Source organism: Silvibacterium sp., from assembly GCF_047605705.1.
In the GTDB taxonomy this organism is placed as follows: domain Bacteria; phylum Acidobacteriota; class Terriglobia; order Terriglobales; family Acidobacteriaceae; genus Silvibacterium.
In genome coordinates this window covers 51347-73614 of record NZ_JASGFD010000012.1, presented here as the reverse complement: position 1 = coordinate 73614, position 22268 = coordinate 51347, and the positions used below count along the sequence as shown (strand labels likewise).

Genomic DNA, 22268 nt, shown 5'->3' with positions numbered 1-22268 from the left:
GCTGGAAGTGAGTGAACTCGAGGCTCCCGATCAGGCCGAGCGCTTCAACCAGTTCGTAGACGGGTGGTACCTCGCATCGTGGAAGTACTTCCTGTTGGCACAGGAACAGAATGGACCTGCCGCCGCTGTCTGCGGCACGCAAGCAGCGGCCTACCAGCAGGGGATCGCAGATACTACAGAATTTTCAAAGATGGAAGCTAGGGCCTGAATCTCGATCGACTATCGACCAAAGCCAACGTGATTGAAAGTATGGGCGCCCCGTAGAACAGAATCTCGCTTCAGATCCTGGGACACGGCTTGTTCGGTTCTCTCGGTTGGAACTTTCTGGACTTCCACCTTGCTGAGTTCTTCAACGGATTCACGGTGCCAGCGCAAGGGAAGTGGGGCGGTAGGTGTTTCGGGTTTGCTGCTCATGACGGGTGCCTCCATTCTTTCACAATTTGGAACGGCTCTTTCCTGAAACTCACGAAGCCCACGTTGGCGGTGCCACCAACTATTGGATCACCTGCCGCAAATTTATGATGCCCAATGACCAGATCTATTAGAAAGCGCACATACTCGATCCCTTTTGCAATCGGCATGCCAGGAAAAACGAATTGAAATTCGGCTTGCTGAGCCCGTCGTGCAATTTCACCCATTTCCTCGGGCGTAAGGAGGTTGCGAATCTCATTGATATAAGCACAGATTGACTGAAGAGCTCCTTGATCAAAGCCCTTTATGTATCTGTGAATAGGGGACATGGAAGCGAACCAAGCTGAGCCTGAGATTCCGGTGCCAATTTGGCATAAGGCCGAATTTACTGTGCTGTGATACGGCAACTGGATGTTCCATACTTCGCTTTGAAAAGAATTCTTGCCGAATCCCCCGATCACAAATCCGAGTATCGGCGGAAGCATTTCAGGAAGCGCAGGCGAAGCGTTTCCTTCAGCAACAGGTGTAGCGGATTGCAGTACTATCAATTCATATTGCTTCCAGAAGAAGTCGCGAATCGCCTCAACAAGATCCTCCATGCCGTAATCGGCAGGAACGCAGCTGGGGAGCAGTGTAACTAACTCTGCTACCCAGCTCGCTATTGTTCGACCACCGATCGCGGCGAGTCCATAAGTCGCTAACCCGACCGGGTAGTCTCCTAAAGCGAACACTTTGTCTACACCGTCGTAAATCTTAATCGGGTTACGAGGATCACCAATTGTAGTGGCGCTATCGACACCAATGATCACGCCGTCAGATATATTGCAGGCTACGCAAACGCTCAACGATTTTTGCCTCAGTAGTCGGGTTCACGCAACACACTACTGAAACATGGACTCGTTGAATAGGTTTTTTTGATTCAAATTTGCTTTAGCAGCGACCCGCGTCTCGATGCGATCTTGTATCCTTGACTTCTTTGATTAGCTCTGTCCGCTTATTCCTCACGTTCCCCGAATCGCGATTGGCCGGCCACCGCGCCATCTTCTTCGCAGGGAATGTCCGCAACGATCGATGAAGTGGAGCCGGCGCTTGAATGGCTCGCGATAAGAGCCGCCTGTTGCCACCGTCTCGGCCTGAGCGTTGATCGTCTTGTAGGACGGCTTCGCATCCTTCGACCAGTACGGCACCAGGCCCCAGCGCATGATCGCGAGCTCGCGCCGGCCGTCGGATAGAGGCGAACTACCGGCTGACGGGACTGCGGCGGGCGCAGGCTGAATCCCTACGCTCGTTCAACTAGGGCGGCCTTGACTTGATCTATCGCGGTCTGCCAGATATTGCGTTCTGACTTCATCACTTCGATAGCCGCAAATACGCCTTCGTGATCAGGGTTGTGTTCTCTGGCGAGCCTCTCGTTGAACTCGATTCGCTCGCTTAGATCATCGATCTTCTTCTGCCATATCTCTATCAAGCCTGAAAAGCGTTCCGCCATAATTGTTTCTCCTTTTTGTGAGAAGGAGGCGACTCAAGAACTGGGGTGCGCCTTGGCTCCCCCGCCTCCGGAGAAGAGTCGGCCCATTTCGCGGACAGGTTAACCCAGCGCTAAAAAAAAACCGAATCTGCGCCTTCTCTCGGACTCGATTCAGGGCCCATAGGGTATCCGAGAGAGGCGCTCAATTCCTCCGGAGCCACGCCGAGTTGCTGCAGCAGACGCAGAACCTCCGCGATCGTTGTTGATCGGTCAATGACCGACGCAACTGGAGCGGAGTAGGTCGGCGTAGGCGCGAAAGTTGCTGCGGGCGCCGCGCACGGCGGTAGGAATGACGCGGGTGGATTCCAGCCTCCAGGCAATGGCGCATTCAGACCAGAGAAGACATTCTGCATGGCGCGAGCCTGAACGACCTCGGAGATGTGGGTGTAGTGAGCGGTCATCTTGGATGAAATGTGGCCGGCCATCTTCATCACCAACCCAAGCGACATTCCTGACTCCACACAGCGGGTAATCGCCGTGTGGCGGCAGTCGTACTGCCGGAACCAGTTCAATCCTGAGGCCTTCCGGACTTCCTCCCACTGCTTCTTGATTCCGCTCTCGCTCATGGGCGCTTCAGGGTTCCAGTTTCCTGGACCGATTCGGGAGGGGAAGAGGTAATGATCGAGCTTGGTAGCACCCAGCTTCTGGGCGCGCTGGAGCAGCCAGCTCATCGCGTACTGTGCTTCGGTCGTGCTGAGATGCACCGGCCGCGCCCGATACTGGTTCTTGGCTCCCGCCAGCGGGATCCGCAGCATTGCTGCCTGGAGGTTGATGTCGCCGATGCGAAGCGAGCGGATCTCGTTCGTCGACATGCAGGTCTGAAATGCGAGCAGAGAGTACCAATACACCTGTTCCCATCGCGCAGTGCTCCGCGCTACGCCGAGCCATCGGCTTTGCTCTTCGGGTGTCAACGCGCGCTGGACATCGCTTTGCTCCTCGAGCAGTGGCTCATAGTAAGCCTGCTGGTCTTCACCCCAGAGCTTCGCTCTCTTGAGGATCAGGATCAGCGCCATAATCTCCTGGTTGACCTTCTTCGGCTTGGCTGGGCACGGGGTCTTGCCCTTTGGTGGGGTCACCTGATCGCCCACCTTTCGCGATAGCGCATCCTGAGGCCGACGATATCGAATGAATGGCGCAGAGCCAGCGACACGCGCCAGCTGGTACCCGCGGATGTGATCAAGCCGGATGTCGACCAGTCGCACGCCCGTGAAGAACAGCTTTAGGGATTCGAGATACTGCCGATAGCTCTCTTCGGTGTTCTTGCGGATGAAGCCAGCGCCATGATGATTGCGGTTCCCAAGCGTGCGGGACTCAATCCACAGATCCGCGGCCTCTTCGAACTTCATACCGGGCTCGATGGCCAGCTTGCGGCCAGGCTGCAGCCACTCATGAGCAGGAATTGTTTCGTTAGTCGAATGCATCTTTTTCTCCTCTCAGGTCTGCCACTAGATAGCGAGCGTCGTCGTGTCGATACCATGCTGCTGTAACACGCGGAGAGCGTCCGTAAGGGCTGCCGCTTTATCGGCCGGCTCAGGCTGTATTGGAGGTGGTATAGCGGGAGGAGGCGACGTCAAGCCCAGCTGCCGCTGCAGTAAAGACATCAGCAGCTCAGTCATGGCGCTTTGATCTGCCTGAGGAGCTGTTTGGCTGGAGGAAGGTGTGAACTGCGTGCGCCTCCTGCGCACGAATGAAACCTCATCCATGGACCGTTCAAAGTAGCCCTGCTGTGCGTGCCTTACAGCATCAACCTCGGTCCCCTCTGAGATGTGGGTGTAGTGTTCCGACATCTTCAGCGAGACATGGCCTGCACGCTTCATGATGATCATGATGGGAGCTCCACCTTCGGCAAGACGCGTGATAGCAGTGTGGCGGGTATCGTACATTCGGAACCAGCCTAGTCCTGATGCTTCACGGACCTCGTTCCAGGATTTCACTAAGCCCGTCTGAGTCATAGGCTGATTCAGCACATAGCTATGGCCTCCGCGTTTACCAAACGGGAAGAGGTAGTGCTGCGGCTCACATACACCGAGGCCCGCTGCTCTTTCAATAAGCCGATCCAGAGCCCATTTTGCATCTGGATTGGCTATGGCGATATCGCGATGCCTGTGGACGTTCTTTGCAGCTCCGATCGGGACCCGAATCGAATACCGTTGCAGGTCAAGGTCCCCGAGGCGCAGCCCGCGAATCTCGTTGGTGCCCATGCAGGTGTCGAAGGCTAAAAGTGAATACCAATAGACCAGATGCCAGCGAGTTTGGCTTCGTGCAGTATTAAGCCAGCGTTGCTGTTCTTGCCGGCTTAGCGCCCTCGGCATCTCAGATATCGACAGGATTAACGGTTCGTAGAGCCTACTCCTCTCCTCTGGCCAAAGACCCACATCGCGGAGAATCGTGGTGACCAGCATGAGCTCCTGATTTACCTGCATCGGCTTTACCGGGCAAGGAGTTTTGCCTTTCGCGGGAGCGATGATCTCTCCAGCTCTGTTTTTTCTAGGCATGGCGTCTTGAGGGCGCCGATACCGCACGAACGGTTCTTCTCCGGAGACTCGGAGGCGCTGATATCGCTTGAGCTGGTCCAGCCTGATATCGCAAAGCCGGATATCTCCGAAGAACAGGGCCGCGCTTTTGAGGCCGTTCACATATCCCCGCCTGGTTTGGCGACGGATGTGCCCGGGCAAGATCTGCCCATTGACCATGGGGGCTTTGATCTCAATCCAAATTCGTGCTGCCTCGGCGAAAGTCATTTCGGGACGCAGGGAAGTGCTCTCCATTTCCATCTCCTCTTGGGTTTATTGCGGAACTGCATGCACCGCCAAGCTGGCAACGACGCCATCTATCGAGCGATTGCGCGTCAAGGTGTGCCCTAGCTGCGCAGTTCGCTACTGCAGTCGGGATGAGCATTGGGCGGAGGCAGGCCGATTCGCTGAATGTGGGCCGGGACGCGCTCGTGGAATTTGGCTCGTTGCAGTTCTGGGTCTTGGTCGTCGAGGAGTGAGAGCTGGCCATGAAGAGCTACAGAACCAGTCGTTAGTGCTTCCATGCCGCACCTCCGACCGTTTCCGACTTGCAGTGAAACGCGATGATCTCGTCGCGAGTGCTGCGATAGGTCGCGTCCCAGAGTTGCGGATTTTGATTGGGGCCGACCAGGCGATCGGCGATGCGGCGCGCCTGCTGGCAGAGCTCCAGCAGTTGTTCGCCCGAGGTGAGGACGCCCGAATCTCGGGTGCGTCTATGGAGAGTTGAGACGGGAGCGCATGTCGGAATGCTCCCGGTCTCCAAGAAAATAAGCGCAGGGGTGCTATTGTGGCGATTAGCCATCATTGCCTCCAATACAGGCGATTTGGTCAGCGTCGGTTCGGTGTTGGTAGCACCGGGCCGACGCGTTTTACTATCTACCGAATGAAACCGGCAGGTCAAGGAAATTCGGGGTAGTGTGGGGATATTTGTGGGGAGGCTATAGGTTCGGTGGGGGAAATTGGGGGTAACGCTTGAATTCTGTTTTTCCCAGTGTTTATAGGGATTATGGCGTTGTGTGGTACGGAGTGGTAATTGAGGTAAATAGGATTTCTACGACTCTTAATCGACAGGTTGAAGGTTCGATTCCTTCCGCGTCCACCATGTCCTTGATACTCTTCCCTTCAAAATTCTGACCATGACATAGCTTCGGCCCGTCCTGAGGCGCGAGCAATTCATGCTTCATTTTTGCTGCGAAATGAGCAAGGCCGGGCACCCTGAGGGCGCCCGGCCTTGCTGGTTTTACCAGCTAAATATGCGGCTGCGGAATAGGAATGTGGCTGAAGGTAAAGTTGATACCGCTGCTGATGCGGTAAGTGTTCACGTTCGCCGTACCGCCACTGAGCTGTCCTGCGTCGTAGGGGTAAACCGCCCGCAGGTACTCGTAATCCACCTGGATGATGCGCACCCCGAAACAACGGCTGGGGTAAGGCTTATAGTCCAGCCCTCCGCCGAGGGTCGCGGCAGGGCCCCAGGTGTAGTCGTGATAGAGGCTGTAAGTGCCCGCAGTCTGGGACGGGACATTGGGGCCTCCCATGCGGGTGCGCCCGCCCAGCGCGTGAGCAAACGGGGTCCAGTGGATGCTGGGCCGACGGTAATTTATGCCTGCTTCCAGCGTCTGCAGGCCATCATTGGAACCGTCGGGATGGTTGCCGTATTCCGCGGCGATACCCCAGTTCTGGGTGAGGTAGTAACTGACGCCGAGCACTGCTCCGTAGGGGATGCGGGCAAAGTGCTCAGTGACGCCGTAGGGGTATTTTGTGGTGATCGCCGAATGGATGCCGAGATAGCTATAGAGCAGATCGACGTCCAGGCGGGATGCGGGTGGGAACTGTGGGTTCGGAGCCGAAGTGGCTTGTCCGTAAAGTTGGGACTGGATAGACAGAATGAAGACGGCGGCCAAAAAGATGGCACGCGACAAGGAACTCAGAAGGCGCAACGTACTCTCCTCCGGGAGGTTCGAAGGCCGCTGGGGGTGCGACCAAAACAAGTTTTTGTAGGTGTTATGAAGTTGAATCTAAAGGGTTATTGCCGCTTACGCAATTGCTTTGTGAAATATCTCTCGCTTGCGATCGTCGCTGTTCCGTAATGGGAAAACAGGGCCGTCATCCTGCCGCAGATAACTTGCTGCGGGATACTGTATCTCGGCGCTAACTCGGGTGACGCGCTACTTACCGGCCGCCATCAGCGCCAGTCCATACGCTACGGATGTGAAGGCTTCGCCGCTCTGCACGCGGTTTCCCCCAAACCTTGAGGTAAAGATGCGCCGCACCGCGGGTACGAGAGAGGTGCCTCCGGTGAGGAAGACGCGGTCGACCTGATTTGCGGCGATGCCGGTATCGCGGAGCAGACCGTCGAGGCTTTCGGACATGCGTTCGAGCTCGGGCGAGATCCATTCTTCAAACTGGGCGCGGGTGACGGCGGCGCGAAGATGGAGCATATCGGCATTGAGGACGAACTCTGCCTGATCGTGGTGCGAGAGCTCGACCTTGACGCGCTGCACGGCCTGGTGGAGACGATAGCCGAGATCGTGCTCGACGATGGTAATGAGCGAGGCGATCTGTTCGCGCTCCGGCGCTTTCTTGGCGGCGGCGCGTTTTTCCGCCATGCGCAGCATGTCCATGGTGGTGTGCGTGCGCAGGAAGGAGAGCGTGTGCCAGCGCTCGAGGTTGGCGTAGACCCAGGCGGGTAGCACGGGCAGCTTCTTGCCGGCAGAGATGGCGACTGACTCCGAGCCGAGCGCGGGTGAGATGAGTCGGCGGACGATGCGCGCGTCGAAGGCGTCCCCGGCGATGCCGACACCGCTGTTGCCCAGCACCTGCAATTCGCCCCTATTCGTATTCCAGTTGCGTGCCGAGGGGCCGACCCGCAGGAGTGAAAAATCCGTGGTGCCGCCGCCGAAGTCGCCGATCAGAACGAGCTCGTCGCGCTGCACGGTGGACTCGTAGGCATAGGCCGCGGCGACCGGCTCCATGGCGAAGGTCACGTCCGTGAATCCGGCCTGTTCGAAGGCCGCGCGCAGACGATTTTCCGCGAAGGCGTTGTCGTCGTCATTGTCCGCGCCGACGAACATGACGGGGCGTCCGGCGATGGCGCGCTTTACCTCGAAGCCGAGGGCCTCGCTGGCGCGCAGGCGAAGATTGGTGAGGATGCGGGCGACAAGATCCTCGAAGCGATACTGCTTGCCGAAGATCTCGGTGCCGGTGAGCGTGCGCGCGGAGAGGTAGCTCTTGAGCGACTGGATGAGACGGCCCTGCGTCTCGTCGCTGAAGCTGTCGTGCGCGAGATATTTCTCAATGCCCTGCGGCCCGGTCCAGGCAGAGACGGGCTTGCGGGCTGCGTGCATCTGCCGCTCGAGGTAGAGGAGCGAGCGCGAAGAGAAGGTATCGCCGCCTGCCGCAAGAGGGAAGGACACCATTTGAACCTGGCCGCCCTGGCTTTGCGGAGCGGCGAACGCTACCGAGCTGTTCGTGGTGCCAAAGTCGATGCCGATAATGTCGCGTGTTTCGTTCTGCACTCTTTCTATTGTCGCAAGAGGAGGGCCAGACGGGCATCTGTGGAGATGCCCGTTTCTGTGAACAAGTGAAATATCTACTCGTCGCCCTGGCCCAGGCGGCGATGGAAGAAGGTGTAGGCGAGGCCGAGCAGCGAGTGCGCGAGCTGCGGATCGTAGCGCGGGCCTTCGTCGCGCAGGAAGGCATGAGCTCCGTTGACCTCGTGCCAGTTGAAGGTGACACCAGCTTCGTTGAGGCGGTTGAGCACGGTCATGCGGCCTTCGAGCGAGATATGCGGATCCTGCCGTCCCCACACCATCATCAGCTCGCCCTTGATGTCGCTGGTGCGCGCGAGTGAATCGTCGTGCATGCCCTTGGCCAGGCTGCCCTTGTGGATGTCGGTCGCGTAGAAGCAGACGGTGCCGCGCACCCTGGGATCCATGGCTGCGCGATAGGCGAGATGGCCGCCGAGGCAGATGCCCATGGCGCCGAGGCGGCCGGTGCAATCGGGCCGCGAGGCGAGATGGTCGAGCGCGACCTTCGCGTCGGCGTCGAAGCTGACGAGTTCCTTGGTGATCTTGAGCTCGTTGCCGCGGTCGGATCCAGCCTGGTCATAGCCGAGCACCGTGCCCGCGGGCTCGAACTCGTGATAGACCTCGGGCACGGCCACGATGTATCCCTGCCCGGCCAGCTGCGAGGCCATGCGGCGGATGGGCGCGGTGACCTGGAAGATCTCGCTGTAATACACAATGCCCGGATACTTGCCCCCGGCCTTGGGGCGGAAGATGTGGGTGCGCATCGGGCCGAAAGGCGTAGGCAGGTCGACGAATTCGTTGTCTAGGATGATCATCGCGTCTTAAATCTTACTGCGTGCGGTCGAGTAGCCGTTGAACCCCATAGCCTCGAAGCTCTTTATGAAAGCCACTTGATGGATTTTCAAGTGCGATTTCGGGGCGTGAGAAAGGGCATGCTTATGCGTGACTACTGCGCTGCGGGATTGCTACCGCGATCGGCGTTTATCGGTACTAATCGACAGTGCGCCTAGTGACTGGCCACCCGGCACTTCGCAGGGTGACGGATGCATTCGTCAGACGCGGCGGACAACTCAGCGCCCAGCTTGGAGCCAAATCGCCGTTTAGCTTCTAGTTGTCCGAAGGACCGGGAAACGGTCATTGTCCATGGGGCCACTTGAAAGAGACGGAATGTACCCGCACTATCGCAATTGCTGTGATTCACAATTTCCGCTGCCACAAAGAGGCTCTTCGAATCAGGATTCCAGAACACCCCACCAACGTTGGGATCCTCCGGCAGCTCGCATCGGACAGGATGACCGAAGCTTTTCACCACGAGAGGCGTTAGGTCACGCGATCTGATCTGGCCCGCAAACCGAGCGATAACGAGGGCCCGATAAGAGCCGTTGGCTCCTTGATCGCTGCTAGTCACGAAGAGCGCGTCCGAGTCCGGCGCCCACAGAAGCTCAGAGCCCACTCCAGCACCAAGGTCGATAGATGCAACCCCTAAATGACCCTGAATCTGCAGGACTACTCGTCCTTCTCCGTCTCTCTCCACGTATTTCGCAATCACGGTTGACTGCCCATCCGGGGAAGGGATGGCCAAGGGCGAGGACGAACCTGAGATGCGGTCCCAGATCGGCTCGGCTTCACGGCTATAGAACCCGTCTGTTCTTGATTGCGCGTGATCGTGAATCGCACAAGTCAGCAGCAGCCAGCAGAGCGTAAAGACATTCAAGAACGTGACGCGGCGCACGACAGAACTTTATCACTCCCGTGAAGTCGGCTTATAGCCAGCAATGCGAGTGAAGAGCGCTCTTTGGCCTCGTAACCAAGAGGCGCAAATGACATCAACCGCGACTTCGGATTCCGGCTGACCTCCGAATGCGCGCCATCCTATCTTGCAGTTTGCGACGGACGGCCTCTACTCTGGTTGGCGATGCGTTTTCTCGCCGCGATGGTGCTCTCTTTTCTTGCGACAGTCGCTGCGTGGGCGGAGACCGCGCAGCAGCTCTTCACGCTGGACCATCCGGCGATGGGCACGACCTTCACGCTCTATATCTACGCAGCGGATCGCGCGCAGGCTGAGGCCGAGGCCGAGCCTGTTTTCGACGAGATCGATCGCATCGAGTATCTGCTGAGCAACTACAAGCCTTCGAGCGAGCTTTCGCGGATCAATCGTGAGGCTTATGCGGGGCCCGTCACGACCGATCCAGAGACTTTTGCGTTTCTCGCGGCGGCGCAGCACTGGAGCGACGAGAGTCACGGGGCCTTCGACATCACTGTCGGCAAGCTGATGAAGGGCTGGGGATTTTTTCGTCATGAGGGGCGCATCCCGTCAGAGGTGGAACTCAATCAGCTACGAGCCGAGACGGGCTGGCAGAAGATGATCCTCGATCCCGCGAACCGCACCGTACGCTTCACCGCGCCGGGTGTCGAGCTCGATCCCGGCGGTATCGGCAAGGGCTTTGCGGTCGACAAGGCTGTGGCGATCCTGCGCGACGAGCATGTGCAGGCGGCGATGCTCTCTGCGGGCTCGAGCACGATTTACGCGCTGGGCACGCCGCCGGATGCGCCCAGGGGCGAGCAGGGGTGGAAGGTCATCGTGCCCGATCCGCTTCACGCAGGCGAGACGCTCTCGACGATCACGCTGCGCGACACTTCGCTTTCGAGCGCGAGCTGCGCGGAGAAGCACTTCATCCTTGCAGGCCATCTCTATTGCCACATCATGGACCCGGCGAAGTTGCGGCCGGTCGAAGGCATGCTGCAGGTCACGATCGTCGATCCCTCGGCTACGAATAGCGACGCGCTCTCGAATGTGTTGTTCGTCGAGCCGGTGAAGGCGAGCGTGCAATTGCTGAAGAGGCTGCCGGAGGATCATGCGCTGGTGATCACGGGCTCGCCTGCTCCGGATGCAACTGCCGCGTGCCATCCCATGCGCTGGCGCGATACCATCGATACGAAGCGCTGCACCGTAGATCCGGCTACACCGTAAATCCAGTTACACCGTTCGAACTCCAACCCCTGAGGAGTGCTTCTTTTGCTGAATCGCAGGCAGTTTGTTCCCGCCGCGGCCGCTTCGTCGGCCCTGCTTCTCGATAGCCTTGGCCGCAAGGCGTACGCAGCTCCCAACGATCGCATTCGTATCGGCGTCATTGGGCCGGGTAGCCGCGGGCAGGAACTGATCCGCCAGCTCCTGCATCTGCCGGGCAATGAGATCGCAGCGGTGGCCGATATCTACGAACCGCGCTATGCGCAGGTGGACAAGCTGGTGGGACGCAGCGTTCCGCACTACAGGGATTACCGCGAGCTGCTGGCGCGCACCGATCTCGATGCGATCGTGATTGCTACGCCGGTCTCACTGCACGCCGAGCATGCGCAGGCTGCGGTGCGCTCGGGCCGTCCGGTGTACTGCGAGAAGGCCCTGGCCTTTACGGCCGAGGAATGCCGTGACCAGGTGAAGACCGCCGAGGCAGGCGGACATGTTTTCCAGATGGGCTTTGAGTATCGCTACGCGGCCTGGGTGCAGGAGGGCGTGCGGCGCATCCTTGCCGGACATATCGGCGAGCCAACGCACGTCTATGCCTACTGGCACCGCAATAATGACTGGCGCAGGCCGGTGCCCAGCCCGGACCCGGACAAGAAGCTCGAGCACCTTATCAACTGGCGGCTTTATCGCGAGACCTCGGGTGGATTGCTTACCGAACTGGGCTCACATCAGATCGACATCGCGAATTGGGTCTTCGGCGAGCAGGCGGCGCGCGTCACCGGCACGACCAGCATCGTTCGCTGGAATGACGGACGCACCGTCGGTGACAACGTGCAGGCGATCTTCAGCTATTCGAAGGGACGGCGGATGTTTTTCAGCTCGCTGACGGATAACGCCGAAATGGGCAACCAGCTCTGGGTCTACGGTACGGAGGGCACGGCGCAGTTCACCATCGAAGACGCGACCTTCTACTACGAGCCGAAGAAGCCGAAGGCCGTGCCCACAGGCGCAGAGGTCGTCGAGCGGGGTGTCACGACGGGGGCATCGTATTCGCCGCGCGGAGAGATGCCGTATCGCGGGGAAGGCGAGCGGCTGGCGACGCCGGATGCCGAAGACCCGACGCTGGCCTGCTGCCGTGCGTTTCTCGATTGCATCCGCAACGGCAAGAAGCCGGTTGCCGATGTGCGCGTGGGATACGCGGCGGCGATTGCTTCGGTGATCGGCAACCAGGCGTTGTACGAGGAGAAGTCGTACGCGATTCCGGGGCTGGAGAGTTAGCTCTTCGCGAACTCGCTGCGCTTGCGGCTGTAGAAGAAGTAGATCACCAAGCCGATGGCCAGCCACACGAAGAACCGCAGCCAGGTCATGATCGGCAGACCGGCCATCAGCAGCACGCAGAAGAGGATGCTGAGGACAGGGAATACCGGGCCGCCGGGGCAGCGGAAGCTGCGATGGCGGTTGGGCTCCTTGTAGCGCAGGATCAGCACGCCGGCCGAGACCAGCACGAAGGCGAAGAGCGTTCCGATATTCGAGAGATCGGAGAAGGTGCCGATGTCGAGCAGGCCTGCGGGCACGCCGACGACGATGCCCGCGACCCAGGTGGAGATGGCGGGAGTCCTGAAGCGGGGATGCACCCTGCCGAAGACCGAGGGCAGCAGGCGGTCGCGTGACATGGCGAACCAGACACGCGCCTGGCCGATCTGGAAGACAAGGATCGAGGAGATCATGCCCAGCATCGCGCCGATGAGGATGGCGAGACGGGTCCAGTTGAGCGCTCCGCTGGGATGCGCGAGGTAGACCTTCTTGAGCGTGTTTACCACGGGCGCGGCGTCGTCGACCAGCGCGTCCCACTTGATGAGTCCGGTGAGCACCACGGCTACGCCGATGTAGAGGATGGTGCAGATGATCAGCGTCGCGATGATGCCAATCGGTACATCGCGCTGCGGGTTCTTGCACTCCTCGGCGGCCGTTGAGACCGAATCGAATCCGATGTAGGTGAAGAAGATGATCGATCCGCCGGTGAGCACGCCGGACCAGCCATTCGGGTAGAACGGCTTCCAGTTCGAGGGGTGAACGAAGTGCGCGCCGACGAAGACAAAGGCCAGGATGGCGGCGATCTTCAGCAGCACCATGGCGTTGTTCGTGCTGGCCGACTCGCGGATGCCGCGCACCAGCACCATGGTCAGCAGCATGACGACGAGGAAGGCCGGAATATTGAAACCGAAGTGCCAGCCCGGGTTATAAAGCGTGTTGCCCTGGAGATCGGTCAGTCCGGAGGGCAGGTAGGCGGGCGAGATCCATCGCAGGCTGGGATGGATGCCGAACCAGTCGAGAAAGCCGACGGCGTGCTCGGCGAAGCCCACCGAGACGGCCATGTTCGAAACCGCATACTCGAGGATGAGATCCCAGCCGATGATCCAGGCGATCAGCTCGCCGAGCGTCGCGTAGGTATAGGTGTAGGCGGAGCCGGCGATGGGGATCATCGAGGCCAGCTCGGCGTAACAGAGGCCGGTGAAGGCGCAGACGATGGCGACCAGGATCAGCGAGAGCGCCAGCGCCGGACCGGCGCCCGGACGGCCGACCAGCGCGGTGTGATGGACGAGATAGTCGAGAAACGGGGTGTTGAGGATGGAGGAGGTGTCGAACTTCTCGCCGGAGATTGCCGTGCCGACCACGGTGAAGATACCGGAGCCGATGACGGCGCCGATGCCGAGAGAGGTCAGTGACACCGGTCCCAGCGTCTTCTTCAGGCTGTTCTCGGGGTTTTCCGATTCCCGGATGAGCTTGTCGATCGATTTACAGGCAAAGGCTTGGCGCGGCAGGTTCCTACTCCTCTTGGCGGGTTCTTTCGGGAGTTTATCAGGGGAGGGGTTCCGCTTTGCATGCTTTCCTGATGCAGTTGAAGCGCCTTTTTGTCTCCTTCGACATCCTTTCTAGGAGCCGCTCCGGCGCGGCGATCTTTTTCTAAAGGACGGGCATGAGCAATCGAGCGTTGATCGTAGGCATATCGGGGATTGTAGGCGGGAATCTGGCGGAGCTTTTGACGGCGGAAGGTGGCTGGGAGATCTCCGGAGTGGCCCGTAATCCGGGAGAGCGGACTGGGGTGACGCCGATTGCCGTCGATCTGCGGGAGGCAGAGGCGGTAAAGTCGGCGCTGGCCGGGGTCAAGCCGACCCATATTTTCTTCAATACCTGGCTTCGCCAGCCGACCGAGGCTGAGAATATCCGCGTAAACGCCGCCATGGTGCGGAATGTGCTCGATGCCGTCGAGCCGGGAAGTTCTGTCCGGCACGTCGCGCTGGTGACCGGCCTCAAGCACTATCTCGGGCCCTTCGAGGCCTATGGCAAGGGGACGCTGCCGCCCACGCCCTTCCGCGAGGAGCAGTCGCGCCTCAATCTCGAGAACTTTTATTACGCGCAGGAGGACGAGGTCTTTGCCGCCTCCGAGCGCCAGGGATTCGGATGGAGCGTGCATCGTCCGCACACCATCATCGGCTATGCGGTGGGCAACGCCATGAATATGGGCGTGACGCTGGCGGTCTATGCCAGCATCTGCAGGGAGTTGGGGCAGCCGATGCGCTTCCCAGGCTCCTCCGTGCAGTGGAACGGCCTTACGGATATGACCGACGCCCGCCTGCTGGCGCAGCATCAGCTATGGGCGGCAACCACGCCCGGAGCGCGGAATAAGGCTTTCAACGTGGTGAATGGCGATGTCTTCCGCTGGAAGTGGATGTGGCCGCGGCTGGCGGAGTGGTTTGGAGCCCGTACAGAGGAGCTGATCGGAGAAGGTACGCCGCTGGAGGAGCAACTGCAGGATGCGGCGCCGGTCTGGAAGCAGATCGCCGAGAAGTATGGGCTGGCGGAGGGCAACATCGACCGGCTGATTTCCGCGTGGCATACCGATGCGGACCTGGGGCGGCCGATCGAGGTGGTCACGGACATGTCGAAGAGCCGCCGCCTCGGGTTTACGGCCTACCAGGCGACCGACGAGGCCTTTTTTGCCCTCTTTGGCCGCCTGCGTGAGGCGCGGCTGATTCCATAGCAGGCTCTAAACTCCCGGATGATGGACGCGGCTTGCCTCCGGTATGAGCTGCCGGTACATCTCCTCCGGAATATCCGACCGCCAGTGATGCGTGATCCTGGCGTAGAAGACGGCTCCCCCGAAGAGAAGAGCCAGTGCGATGACCACGCGGGCGGGTTTCAGCACCCGTCCGCGCCACCGCTCTTTCGCGGTGTCTGCTGCTCTTGCCGGAAGAGCGAATTGCAGCGCGTCCTCTGCGGGGCACACTGCGATGCAGGCCATGCATGCGCTGCATTCGACGGAGCGGATCTGCACCAGTGTATCGACGGAAAGATTCGCAGGACACTGCCGTGCGCACTTCCCGCAATCAATACAGGTTCCCTCGTCGCGCCGGATTCTCACCGGACTGAGGAGCGATGCCAGGCCGAGAAGCGCGCCGTAGGGGCAGAGATAACGGCACCAGAAATTCTGTACGAGCATGGAGAGAACGGCGAGACCGATCAGCACCATGGCTCCTCCGGCGCCGAGGTAGCGAAAGAAGTTCAGCATCCGCACATCAGCGACGATGCCGTAAGGCGAGGCCATGAAGTCGCCAAGCATCTCCGCCGACATGGTGCCGATGATGAAGGCGAAGAAGCCGAAGAGCAGGTACTTCACGCCGCGCAGCGGGATATCCAGCCACTTCGGCAGATGAAGATTGCGCCCGAAGATGCGCTGTCCAGCCTTCCAGAGGTACTCCGAGAGTGTCCCGACGGGACAGAGCCATGAGCAGAAGCTCTTTTTGAGCAGCAGGCACATCGCCAGAAAGGCGATAAAGAGAAACATGGCCGCGGGGTGGATGGCGGGCATTCTGCCGGTGGCGAGAAGATACTTGGTGTTCATCAGACCGGCGATTGGGAGCCATCCTTCGACGCCGGGCGGCCGCGAGACGGAATATCCCACCGCCGGACGCTCATGGGCCCGGACCCAGAGCAGGAATTGCAAGCCGATCCACACATTCAGCGCGAAAAAGCCCCACTGCACGCGCCGCCGTATGCGCTGGGAGGAGTCCTTCGTGGTTCTCCGGGTAAATCTCTTTTTCGGCCTGCCGGGCTGCAGGGTTACAGGATCGAGCATGGTTGCGCCTCCCACTCGAGCGGAAATCGTGCTCTCTCAGGAATAGCGGAGGGTAGAGCTGTCGTCTGCGGCGGCGATCACAGCTGTTTCAGAGGATGTCCCAGCGCGTATGCGGCCCAAAGACAAACGCCACACCCCAAAGGGATGTGGCGTCTGGTGAGTCGAGGCTGGTCAGCCGCAGGAACAATGGCTGGAAGGAGCGGAGAAAGAGCCGGAATCGCCTGTACGGGCACCAGAGGCGCCGAAGACGCGATTCGCCAGGCGCGAAGCTTAGCGCTTGCTCTGGCCGCGAGCCAGCTTCTTGAGCTTCTGCTTGTTGGAGCCACGGGGCGTCGTGCGCTTCGCCTTCGGCGCGGCCTTCTTGCGGGCGGTGCGCTTGATCGCTTTCCGTTCCGCCTTGTCTTCAATCTTGGTGGTATTCGCCATGTCTGTTCTCAGCTGCCATCGGAGATGGGAGCTTCTTTCGTGAAAATCTCTTCCCAATAGATTAAATCATGCCTGCTCCACGCAGGGCGAGGACTGGCCGTCCAGGCATTTCGCCTTCGGCCTTTGCTCCCGTTGGTCGCAAGACGGCGGACTGTTCTGAGCCTGTAGACGTCTCAGATTCCAGCCTCTCGCCCAAGCGGAGCTTGTATGGGGCACCCGTTCTAAGAATTCACAAAGCAGGCCACGTTTTCACTGGCCGTTTTTGTGACTGACTGCCAGTTGCTCCTAAAGCTTTTCCAGGTTCGCGAACTTTTCCACCAGCTTCTTGGTGCCGAACTTCGCGAACTGCACGGTCAGCTTGGCATCGTCGCCATCGCCCTCGCGCCGGAAGACCACACCGTCGCCGTACTTGGCGTGGCGCACGCGCTGGCCGCTCTTGAAGCCCTTGCCGCCGCTGGGTTCGGGGATGTCCATCTTCGATTTTGAGGGCGAGCTGGAACCGCTGTAGCCGCCCTTGCCGCCGAAGAACCTGGCGATATTGTCGAGCGATTCGCCGCCGCCCGCTCCGCGTGAAGATCCGGAGCCGCCACGGTTGGAACTCGACCCGCCATAACCGCCGCCGTTGCGTCCATAATTCGAGCCGCTGCGGTTGGAGCCGTTGCCGTAACCCGCGCTCTGGTCTTCGTCCTCGTAGCTGTAGTGGCGGCCGGTAGATTCTTCGCCGCGTCCGTAGCCGGAGTCGGCCCGGCGCAGGCTGCCGCCGATATCCTCGAGCAGCGCGGAGGGAATCTCTTCGAGGAAGCGGGAGGCCATGCTGGCCTCGGGCGAATCGTTGCCGTAGCGGCGGCGATAACGCGCGCGGGTCACGTAGAGCGTATCCATGGCGCGGGTGAGGCCGACGTAGCAGAGGCGGCGCTCCTCTTCCATCTGGTTCGGATCGTTGAGGGTGCGTGAATGCGGAAAGAGACCCTCTTCCATGCCAGCCAGCAGGACGAGCGGGAATTCGAGACCCTTGGCGGCGTGCAGCGTCATCAGCGTGACGCGCGCTTCGGGGTCGTACTGGTCGGTGTCACTGGAAAGCGCCGCATGGTCGAGGAATTCGGCCAGCGTCTCGCCGCGCTCCTGCGCATCCTGCGCGGCATTGGCGAGTTCCTTCAGGTTTTCAATGCGCGAGAAGGCCTCGGGCGTGCCTTCTTCCTCGAGCGAGCGGATGTAGCCGGTGCGATCGATGACAAACTTGATCAGCTCCGGCAGCGTGGCCGCGTCGCCAGGGGCGCGGAAGCCGTCGATGCGGCCGCTTGTCTCCACAGCTTCCGCCGCAGGAGCCTCCTCCACCTTCGGCGCCTTCTTGTCGGCGCGCAGCGGACGTCCGGAGGCCGAGGCATGCGGCACCGGCGGCTCATCGGCAAAGGGATTGAAGGCCGCGGCGTCGACCGCAGCCTCAGGTTCCTCTCCCGGCCCGGTGTGACCCGGCGACGAGATCGGCGAGGAGTCCGGTTCCGCTGTACCGAAGGAGAAGCCGGTCTGGAACTCGTCTCCGAAGTCGAAGCTGGCATCGTCCTCAGCGCCAGCCTCGGCCAGGATACTGTCTTCTTCCGCCGCATCGCCGAAGGCAAAGTCTGTAGCGGTGTCATTGGGCTCGGCTGCGTCGCTCACCGCTTCCTCGGCGGCAACATCCGCGGAGAGCTTGTCGGCAAAGTTGGCGGCGAGGATCGCACGCGAGTCCTCGATGATCTTGCGGAAGGTGTCGAGGGCAATCAATGCGCGCGAGGGCAGCAGCTTCTCGCGCAGCGCGCGCTGGATCGCTGTCCAGGTGCTGGTGCCGGTCTCGAGGGCGATGCGCTCCAGCGTCTCGAGCGTCGTTTTACCGATGCCGCGTGCCGGGGTGTTGATGACGCGCTGCAGAGCGACCGAGTCGTCTGGATTCTGGACGAACTTGAGGTAGCTGAGGAGGTCCTTGATTTCAGCGCGATCGTAGAAGGAGAAACCGCCGACCATGGTGTACTTGATGCCGTAGCGGCGCAGCGCCTCTTCCACCAGTCGCGACTGTGAGTTGGTGCGATAGAGCACGGCCGCGCGCGGCTCTTCCTGCTCGGGGCCGACCTTGCGGAAATACTTCTGGATAGTGTCGGCGATATACAGTGCTTCGTTCTCGCCGTCCGGGGCTTCGTAGTAGCCGATGAGCGAGCCGCCCTCGCGTGAGGTCCAGAGGTTCTTGCCCTTGCGCTGCGTGTTGCGCGAGACGACGGCGGAAGCGGCTTCCAGGATCACGCTTGTAGAACGGTAATTCTGTTCGAGGCGGATGATCTTGCCGCCGGGAAAATCCTTCTCGAAGTCGAGGATGTTGCGGATGTCCGCGCCACGCCAGGAGTAGATGCTCTGATCCTCATCACCGACGACGCAGATGTTTTTCTTCTCGCCTGCGAGCAGCTTCATGAGCTCGTACTGCGGGCGATTCGTGTCCTGGTACTCGTCGATCATGACGTAGCGGTAGCGGCGGTTGTAACGTTCGCGGACCTCGGCGGAAGACTTGAGCACGCGCACGGCTTCGAGGAGGATGTCGTCGAAGTCGAGGGCGTTGGCCTTGCGCAGTTCCTTGCGATAAGCCTCGAAGAGATGCGCGATGCGCTCGCCGTTGGCGTCGGCCGAGTTCAGGTAGTACTCCTGCGGATCGATCATGTGGCTCTTCGCCCAGGAGATCTTGGAGAGCACGATGCGCGGGGTGAGCTGCTTGTCGTCAATGCCCATGCGGCGCATGGCGGCCTTGACGATGTTCTGCTGGTCGCTCTCGTCGTAGATGACGAAATCTTTCGTCAGGCCTTCGTTGCCGACACGCAGGACTTCGATATCGCGGCGCAGCAGGCGCACGCAGAAGGAGTGGAAGGTGGCCACAAGAGGCCGTGCCAGCGAGCTGTGGCCGATGAGCTTATCGACGCGCTCGGCCATCTCCTTGGCAGCCTTGTTGGTAAAGGTGACGGCCAGGATGGCGTCCGGGGCAACGCCGCGCTCTTCAATGAGATAGGCGATGCGGTGGGTGATGACGCGGGTCTTGCCCGATCCGGCGCCGGCGAGCAGCAGCACGGGGCCATCGACGGTTTCGACGCCGGCGCGCTGCTCGGGATTCAGCTTGTCCAGTAAATGCCGCAAGGGGGATGTGTCCAATCCGAAAGGTGTCTTCTCCATTTTATCGCCCCGGTATGTTCTTGATTTTTCGGAATGAGAGGGAGAAGAATGGAGAGTGAGGTGATCGCATGAGCACAGTCACACTCAGCCCGGATGGCCAGATCATGCTCCCTGAAGAAGTCAAGGAAGAGCTTGGCCTGAAAGCGGGAGACCGGGTGAGGTTCGTCCGCAATCAGCGGACCGGCGGTTACGAGATCCTTCCGACGACTTCCGTGCGGTCTCTGGAGGGAATCCTGCATAGGCCAGGCATGAAGCCGGTTTCCATCGAACAGATGAACGAGGACATTGCGATCGAGGGCTCCCGGAAAGGATGATCGGGCTCGACACGAATGTGCTGGTTCGGTATCTGCTAAAGGACGACCCCGAACAGGTGATCCGTGTCCGTAGCCTCATGCATTCGCTTTCTGTCACGAATCCCGGCTTTATCTCTCTCATCACTTTGGCCGAAACGGCTTGGGTCTTGAGTCGGACCTATAGCTTCGATCGGGATCGCATTGCCGAAGCTATTTCTGCCTTGCTGCACACCCAGGAGTTGATGTTGGAGCAGAGAGAGGCAGTTCGCACCGCGCTTCATGCTTTTGAAGAATCCCGCGCCGATTTCTCCGACTGCCTGATCGCGCAGCTCGGACATCATGCAGGCTGCGAGTACACCGTGACCTTTGATCGCCATGCTGCGAAGCTTCCTGGAATGAAGCTGCTCGCCTAACGCTTCTTACAGGCCTGCGGTACGATGGCGGCAGTATGTCCTCTCCCCGACACAATATCGCTGTTTTCTGCGGATCGGCCTCCGGCAGCCGCCCCTCTTATCTTGAAGCTGCACGCGCGCTTGGCCGGTCCATCGCCGAGCGGAGTCACGGACTGGTGTATGGTGGCGCGACCGTCGGCCTGATGGGCGCGGTCGCCGATGCGGCCATGACGGCGGGCGGCGCGGTGATCGGCGTGATCCCCGAAGTGCTGATGGGGCGCGAGATCGCGCACAGCCGGCTGACCGAGCTGCACGCGGTGGGCACGATGCACGAGCGCAAGGCGTTGATGGCCGAACGGTCGCATGCCTTCATCGCGCTGCCGGGTGGATACGGCACGCTCGACGAGTTCTTCGAGATCGTGACCTGGGCGGTGCTGAAGATCCATGCGAGCCCGTGCGTGCTGCTCAATGTGGACGGCTACTGGAACCCGATGCTGACGTTTCTGGATCATATGCTCGCTGAGGGTTTCATCAAGCCGGAAACACGCTCGCTGATCCTGCTGGCAAACAGTGTGGATGAGGCTCTGGATGTGGTGGAGCGGCACTGGGCGGTGCATCCGCAGGTGGGGATTACGGGCGATCCGTCGGTGATTTAGGCGAAGTTGATATCCTCGCCCTATGGCGCTGCTCGAGGCTCGCGGCCTCTCGAAGCAATATGGTCCGGATGCACGTGTCGTCGATGACGTTTCCTTCTCGATTGCCGAGGGCGAGACGCTGGGGCTGGTCGGTGAATCGGGCTCTGGCAAGTCGACAATTGCACGGATGGTGCTGGGGCTGGTCGAGCCGACGTCGGGCGAGGTGATCTTCGACGGCGAATCCGTGACCGGCGCCGCAGCGCGCGAGATGCGGGCCCTGCGCCGACGCATGCAGGTCGTCTTTCAGGATCCATTCGCGGCGCTCAACCCGCGCATGCGTGTGAAGGATCTGGTGGCTGAGCCTCTGCTCATTCACAAAGCCTGCCCGGCTGCGGAGGTGCGGCCGAAGGTGACGGAGATGCTGAAAGCCGTAGGGCTGGACGAGACCGCGCTGGAGCGCTATCCGCATGAGTTTTCCGGTGGACAGCGGCAGAGGGTGAACATCGCGCGTGCATTGATTCTGCGGCCGAAGATGCTGGTGCTCGATGAGCCGGTCTCGGCGCTCGATGTGAGCGTGGGCGCGCAGGTCATCAATCTGCTGCGCGATCTGCAGCGTGACTTCGGACTGACGTACCTGTTTATCTCGCACTCGATGCCGCTGGTGCGCTATCTCTCCACGCGGATTGCGGTGCTGCATCGGGGGAAGCTGGTCGAAGAGGGACCGAGTCTCGAGCTATGCGCTGCGCCACGCGAGGCGTATACAAGATCGCTGCTGGAAGCTACGCCTAGCCTTTAATCGAAATGGCTTTGCACTCTTCGCAGATGCAATGCCGCCGCAGAAAATCCCACGAGTAAATACCGCTGGAGTGGCCATCATTCCAGTGGAAGGTGAGCGCGTAGCGTCCGACCGGGGTGACGGTTTCAGGGCGCGGCGGCGCCTGGTACATGGGCAGCAACTCGGTAGGCTTCGCCTTTGGCTCGCCGGGTTTGCGGCCTTCGCGCTCGCGCTCCTCCACGCAGGTGGCGCAGGGGCAGGCGAGGCGCAGCCAGGCGAAGGTCCAGGCGCTGCGGTGGCCATCTTTCCAATCGATCTCAATGCCGGTGCCCTCGGTTTTGTGCACGCGCACCTTGGCCGGGTCCGTGGCCTCTTTCGACAGCGGCCGGTCGGCTTCTTCGGCGCGGCGGGCTTCCTCGGCCGACACCATCCTGATCCCCTCGTGACTCATGCTTCTATTTTCTCCGAAACAGAGCAGCGATG

General features: G+C 60.4%; 22 protein-coding genes. 8 read left to right on the top strand and 14 right to left on the bottom strand.

The genetic code is table 11. The features are described from left to right. Window positions 1-7 precede the first annotated feature (7 nt). On the top strand, window positions 8-208 hold the full coding sequence (locus tag QM649_RS06460) for a hypothetical protein (protein WP_415198199.1): 201 nt from the start codon (window positions 8-10) through the stop codon (window positions 206-208). A 202-nt stretch (window positions 209-410) separates the two neighbouring features. On the opposite strand, the gene QM649_RS06455 is transcribed toward QM649_RS06460, so the two are convergent. The 9 genes from QM649_RS06455 to QM649_RS06415 all read right to left on the bottom strand — a co-directional run bounded on the left by QM649_RS06455 (window position 411) and on the right by QM649_RS06415 (window position 8794). Continuing rightward, window positions 411-1256 carry a hypothetical protein gene (locus tag QM649_RS06455; protein WP_415198198.1) on the bottom strand — a complete coding sequence of 282 codons (846 nt, stop codon included), beginning with the start codon at window positions 1254-1256 and terminating at the stop codon, window positions 411-413. A 156-nt stretch (window positions 1257-1412) separates the two neighbouring features. After that, window positions 1413-1688, bottom strand: a complete 276-nt coding sequence (locus tag QM649_RS06450; RefSeq protein ID WP_415198223.1) for an SOS response-associated peptidase family protein — start codon at window positions 1686-1688, stop codon at window positions 1413-1415. 2 nt (window positions 1689-1690) lie between these two features. After that, the gene (locus QM649_RS06445; protein ID WP_415198197.1) at window positions 1691-1900 is read right to left on the bottom strand and encodes a hypothetical protein; all 210 of its coding nucleotides are present in this window, start codon (window positions 1898-1900) and stop codon (window positions 1691-1693) included. A 110-nt stretch (window positions 1901-2010) separates the two neighbouring features. Beyond that, window positions 2011-3360 carry a tyrosine-type recombinase/integrase gene (locus QM649_RS06440; RefSeq protein ID WP_415198196.1) on the bottom strand — a complete coding sequence of 450 codons (1350 nt, stop codon included), beginning with the start codon at window positions 3358-3360 and terminating at the stop codon, window positions 2011-2013. Between the two features lie 24 nt (window positions 3361-3384). Beyond that, window positions 3385-4707 (bottom strand): tyrosine-type recombinase/integrase, encoded by a 1323-nt coding sequence (locus QM649_RS06435; protein ID WP_415198195.1) that lies wholly within the window; start codon window positions 4705-4707, stop codon window positions 3385-3387. Window positions 4708-4963: 256 nt separating this feature from the next. Continuing rightward, complete coding sequence (locus QM649_RS06430) at window positions 4964-5257, bottom strand: hypothetical protein (protein ID WP_415198194.1); 294 nt, start codon at window positions 5255-5257, stop codon at window positions 4964-4966. 442 nt (window positions 5258-5699) lie between these two features. Then, a complete protein-coding gene (locus QM649_RS06425; RefSeq protein ID WP_415198193.1) occupies window positions 5700-6389 on the bottom strand; it encodes a hypothetical protein in 690 nt (229 codons plus the stop codon). A 228-nt stretch (window positions 6390-6617) separates the two neighbouring features. Further along, the gene (locus tag QM649_RS06420) at window positions 6618-7967 is read right to left on the bottom strand and encodes an Hsp70 family protein (protein ID WP_415198192.1); all 1350 of its coding nucleotides are present in this window, start codon (window positions 7965-7967) and stop codon (window positions 6618-6620) included. Window positions 7968-8041: 74 nt separating this feature from the next. Beyond that, window positions 8042-8794 (bottom strand): dienelactone hydrolase family protein, encoded by a 753-nt coding sequence (locus tag QM649_RS06415; RefSeq protein WP_415198191.1) that lies wholly within the window; start codon window positions 8792-8794, stop codon window positions 8042-8044. A gap of 1100 nt (window positions 8795-9894) precedes the next feature. Here QM649_RS06415 and QM649_RS06410 point away from each other — a divergent pair. After that, window positions 9895-10950, top strand: a complete 1056-nt coding sequence (locus QM649_RS06410; protein WP_415198190.1) for an FAD:protein FMN transferase — start codon at window positions 9895-9897, stop codon at window positions 10948-10950. Between the two features lie 45 nt (window positions 10951-10995). After that, complete coding sequence (locus QM649_RS06405; RefSeq protein WP_415198189.1) at window positions 10996-12222, top strand: Gfo/Idh/MocA family protein; 1227 nt, start codon at window positions 10996-10998, stop codon at window positions 12220-12222. Here the strand turns inward: QM649_RS06405 and QM649_RS06400 are convergent. Continuing rightward, window positions 12219-13673: an amino acid permease gene (locus QM649_RS06400; RefSeq protein ID WP_415198188.1), complete on the bottom strand. Its 1455-nt coding sequence runs from the start codon at window positions 13671-13673 to the stop codon at window positions 12219-12221. The two genes, QM649_RS06405 and QM649_RS06400, sit on opposite strands and share 4 nt — an antisense overlap. Window positions 13674-13921: 248 nt before the next feature. On the opposite strand from QM649_RS06400, the gene QM649_RS06395 reads away from it, so the two are divergent. Continuing rightward, window positions 13922-14986: an SDR family oxidoreductase gene (locus tag QM649_RS06395; protein WP_415198187.1), complete on the top strand. Its 1065-nt coding sequence runs from the start codon at window positions 13922-13924 to the stop codon at window positions 14984-14986. A 6-nt stretch (window positions 14987-14992) separates the two neighbouring features. Here the strand turns inward: QM649_RS06395 and QM649_RS06390 are convergent, their stop codons facing one another. From QM649_RS06390 to QM649_RS06380, 3 genes are all read right to left on the bottom strand, one after another. Further along, window positions 14993-16081, bottom strand: coding sequence for a 4Fe-4S binding protein (locus QM649_RS06390; RefSeq protein ID WP_415198186.1), 1089 nt, complete (start codon window positions 16079-16081; stop codon window positions 14993-14995). Window positions 16082-16351: 270 nt separating this feature from the next. Then, window positions 16352-16507 carry a hypothetical protein gene (locus QM649_RS06385; RefSeq protein WP_415198185.1) on the bottom strand — a complete coding sequence of 52 codons (156 nt, stop codon included), beginning with the start codon at window positions 16505-16507 and terminating at the stop codon, window positions 16352-16354. Window positions 16508-16792: 285 nt separating this feature from the next. Then, window positions 16793-19654, bottom strand: a complete 2862-nt coding sequence (locus QM649_RS06380) for an ATP-dependent helicase (protein WP_415198184.1) — start codon at window positions 19652-19654, stop codon at window positions 16793-16795. Window positions 19655-19758: 104 nt separating this feature from the next. On the opposite strand from QM649_RS06380, the gene QM649_RS06375 reads away from it, so the two are divergent. Genes QM649_RS06375 through QM649_RS06360 form a run of 4 tightly spaced genes read left to right on the top strand, consistent with a single transcriptional unit; the run spans window position 19759 to window position 21806 of the window. Next, window positions 19759-20004: an AbrB/MazE/SpoVT family DNA-binding domain-containing protein gene (locus tag QM649_RS06375; RefSeq protein ID WP_415198183.1), complete on the top strand. Its 246-nt coding sequence runs from the start codon at window positions 19759-19761 to the stop codon at window positions 20002-20004. Continuing rightward, window positions 20001-20396: a PIN domain-containing protein gene (locus QM649_RS06370; protein WP_415198182.1), complete on the top strand. Its 396-nt coding sequence runs from the start codon at window positions 20001-20003 to the stop codon at window positions 20394-20396. Before QM649_RS06375 ends, QM649_RS06370 begins: the two co-directional genes overlap by 4 nt. A gap of 35 nt (window positions 20397-20431) precedes the next feature. Beyond that, complete coding sequence (locus tag QM649_RS06365; RefSeq protein WP_415198181.1) at window positions 20432-21031, top strand: TIGR00730 family Rossman fold protein; 600 nt, start codon at window positions 20432-20434, stop codon at window positions 21029-21031. Between the two features lie 22 nt (window positions 21032-21053). After that, window positions 21054-21806, top strand: coding sequence for an ATP-binding cassette domain-containing protein (locus QM649_RS06360; RefSeq protein WP_415198180.1), 753 nt, complete (start codon window positions 21054-21056; stop codon window positions 21804-21806). On the opposite strand, the gene QM649_RS06355 is transcribed toward QM649_RS06360, so the two are convergent. Next, entirely contained in the window at window positions 21796-22236 is a 441-nt protein-coding gene (locus QM649_RS06355) for a gamma-butyrobetaine hydroxylase-like domain-containing protein (RefSeq protein WP_415198179.1), read from the bottom strand. The two genes, QM649_RS06360 and QM649_RS06355, sit on opposite strands and share 11 nt — an antisense overlap. Window positions 22237-22268: the final 32 nt, after the last annotated feature.

Coding starts and splice junctions, on each gene's coding strand:
- QM649_RS06360 (WP_415198180.1), top strand. CDS start 21,054: ATGGCGCTGCTCGAGGCTCGCGGCCTCTCGAAGCAATATGGTCCGGAT.
- QM649_RS06395 (WP_415198187.1), top strand. CDS start 13,922: ATGAGCAATCGAGCGTTGATCGTAGGCATATCGGGGATTGTAGGCGGG.
- QM649_RS06375 (WP_415198183.1), top strand. CDS start 19,759: ATGAGCACAGTCACACTCAGCCCGGATGGCCAGATCATGCTCCCTGAA.
- QM649_RS06440 (WP_415198196.1), bottom strand. CDS start 3,360: ATGCATTCGACTAACGAAACAATTCCTGCTCATGAGTGGCTGCAGCCT.
- QM649_RS06445 (WP_415198197.1), bottom strand. CDS start 1,900: ATGGCGGAACGCTTTTCAGGCTTGATAGAGATATGGCAGAAGAAGATC.
- QM649_RS06370 (WP_415198182.1), top strand. CDS start 20,001: ATGATCGGGCTCGACACGAATGTGCTGGTTCGGTATCTGCTAAAGGAC.
- QM649_RS06390 (WP_415198186.1), bottom strand. CDS start 16,081: ATGCTCGATCCTGTAACCCTGCAGCCCGGCAGGCCGAAAAAGAGATTT.
- QM649_RS06385 (WP_415198185.1), bottom strand. CDS start 16,507: ATGGCGAATACCACCAAGATTGAAGACAAGGCGGAACGGAAAGCGATC.
- QM649_RS06355 (WP_415198179.1), bottom strand. CDS start 22,236: ATGAGTCACGAGGGGATCAGGATGGTGTCGGCCGAGGAAGCCCGCCGC.
- QM649_RS06435 (WP_415198195.1), bottom strand. CDS start 4,707: ATGGAGAGCACTTCCCTGCGTCCCGAAATGACTTTCGCCGAGGCAGCA.
- QM649_RS06410 (WP_415198190.1), top strand. CDS start 9,895: ATGCGTTTTCTCGCCGCGATGGTGCTCTCTTTTCTTGCGACAGTCGCT.
- QM649_RS06415 (WP_415198191.1), bottom strand. CDS start 8,794: ATGATCATCCTAGACAACGAATTCGTCGACCTGCCTACGCCTTTCGGC.
- QM649_RS06430 (WP_415198194.1), bottom strand. CDS start 5,257: ATGATGGCTAATCGCCACAATAGCACCCCTGCGCTTATTTTCTTGGAG.
- QM649_RS06365 (WP_415198181.1), top strand. CDS start 20,432: ATGTCCTCTCCCCGACACAATATCGCTGTTTTCTGCGGATCGGCCTCC.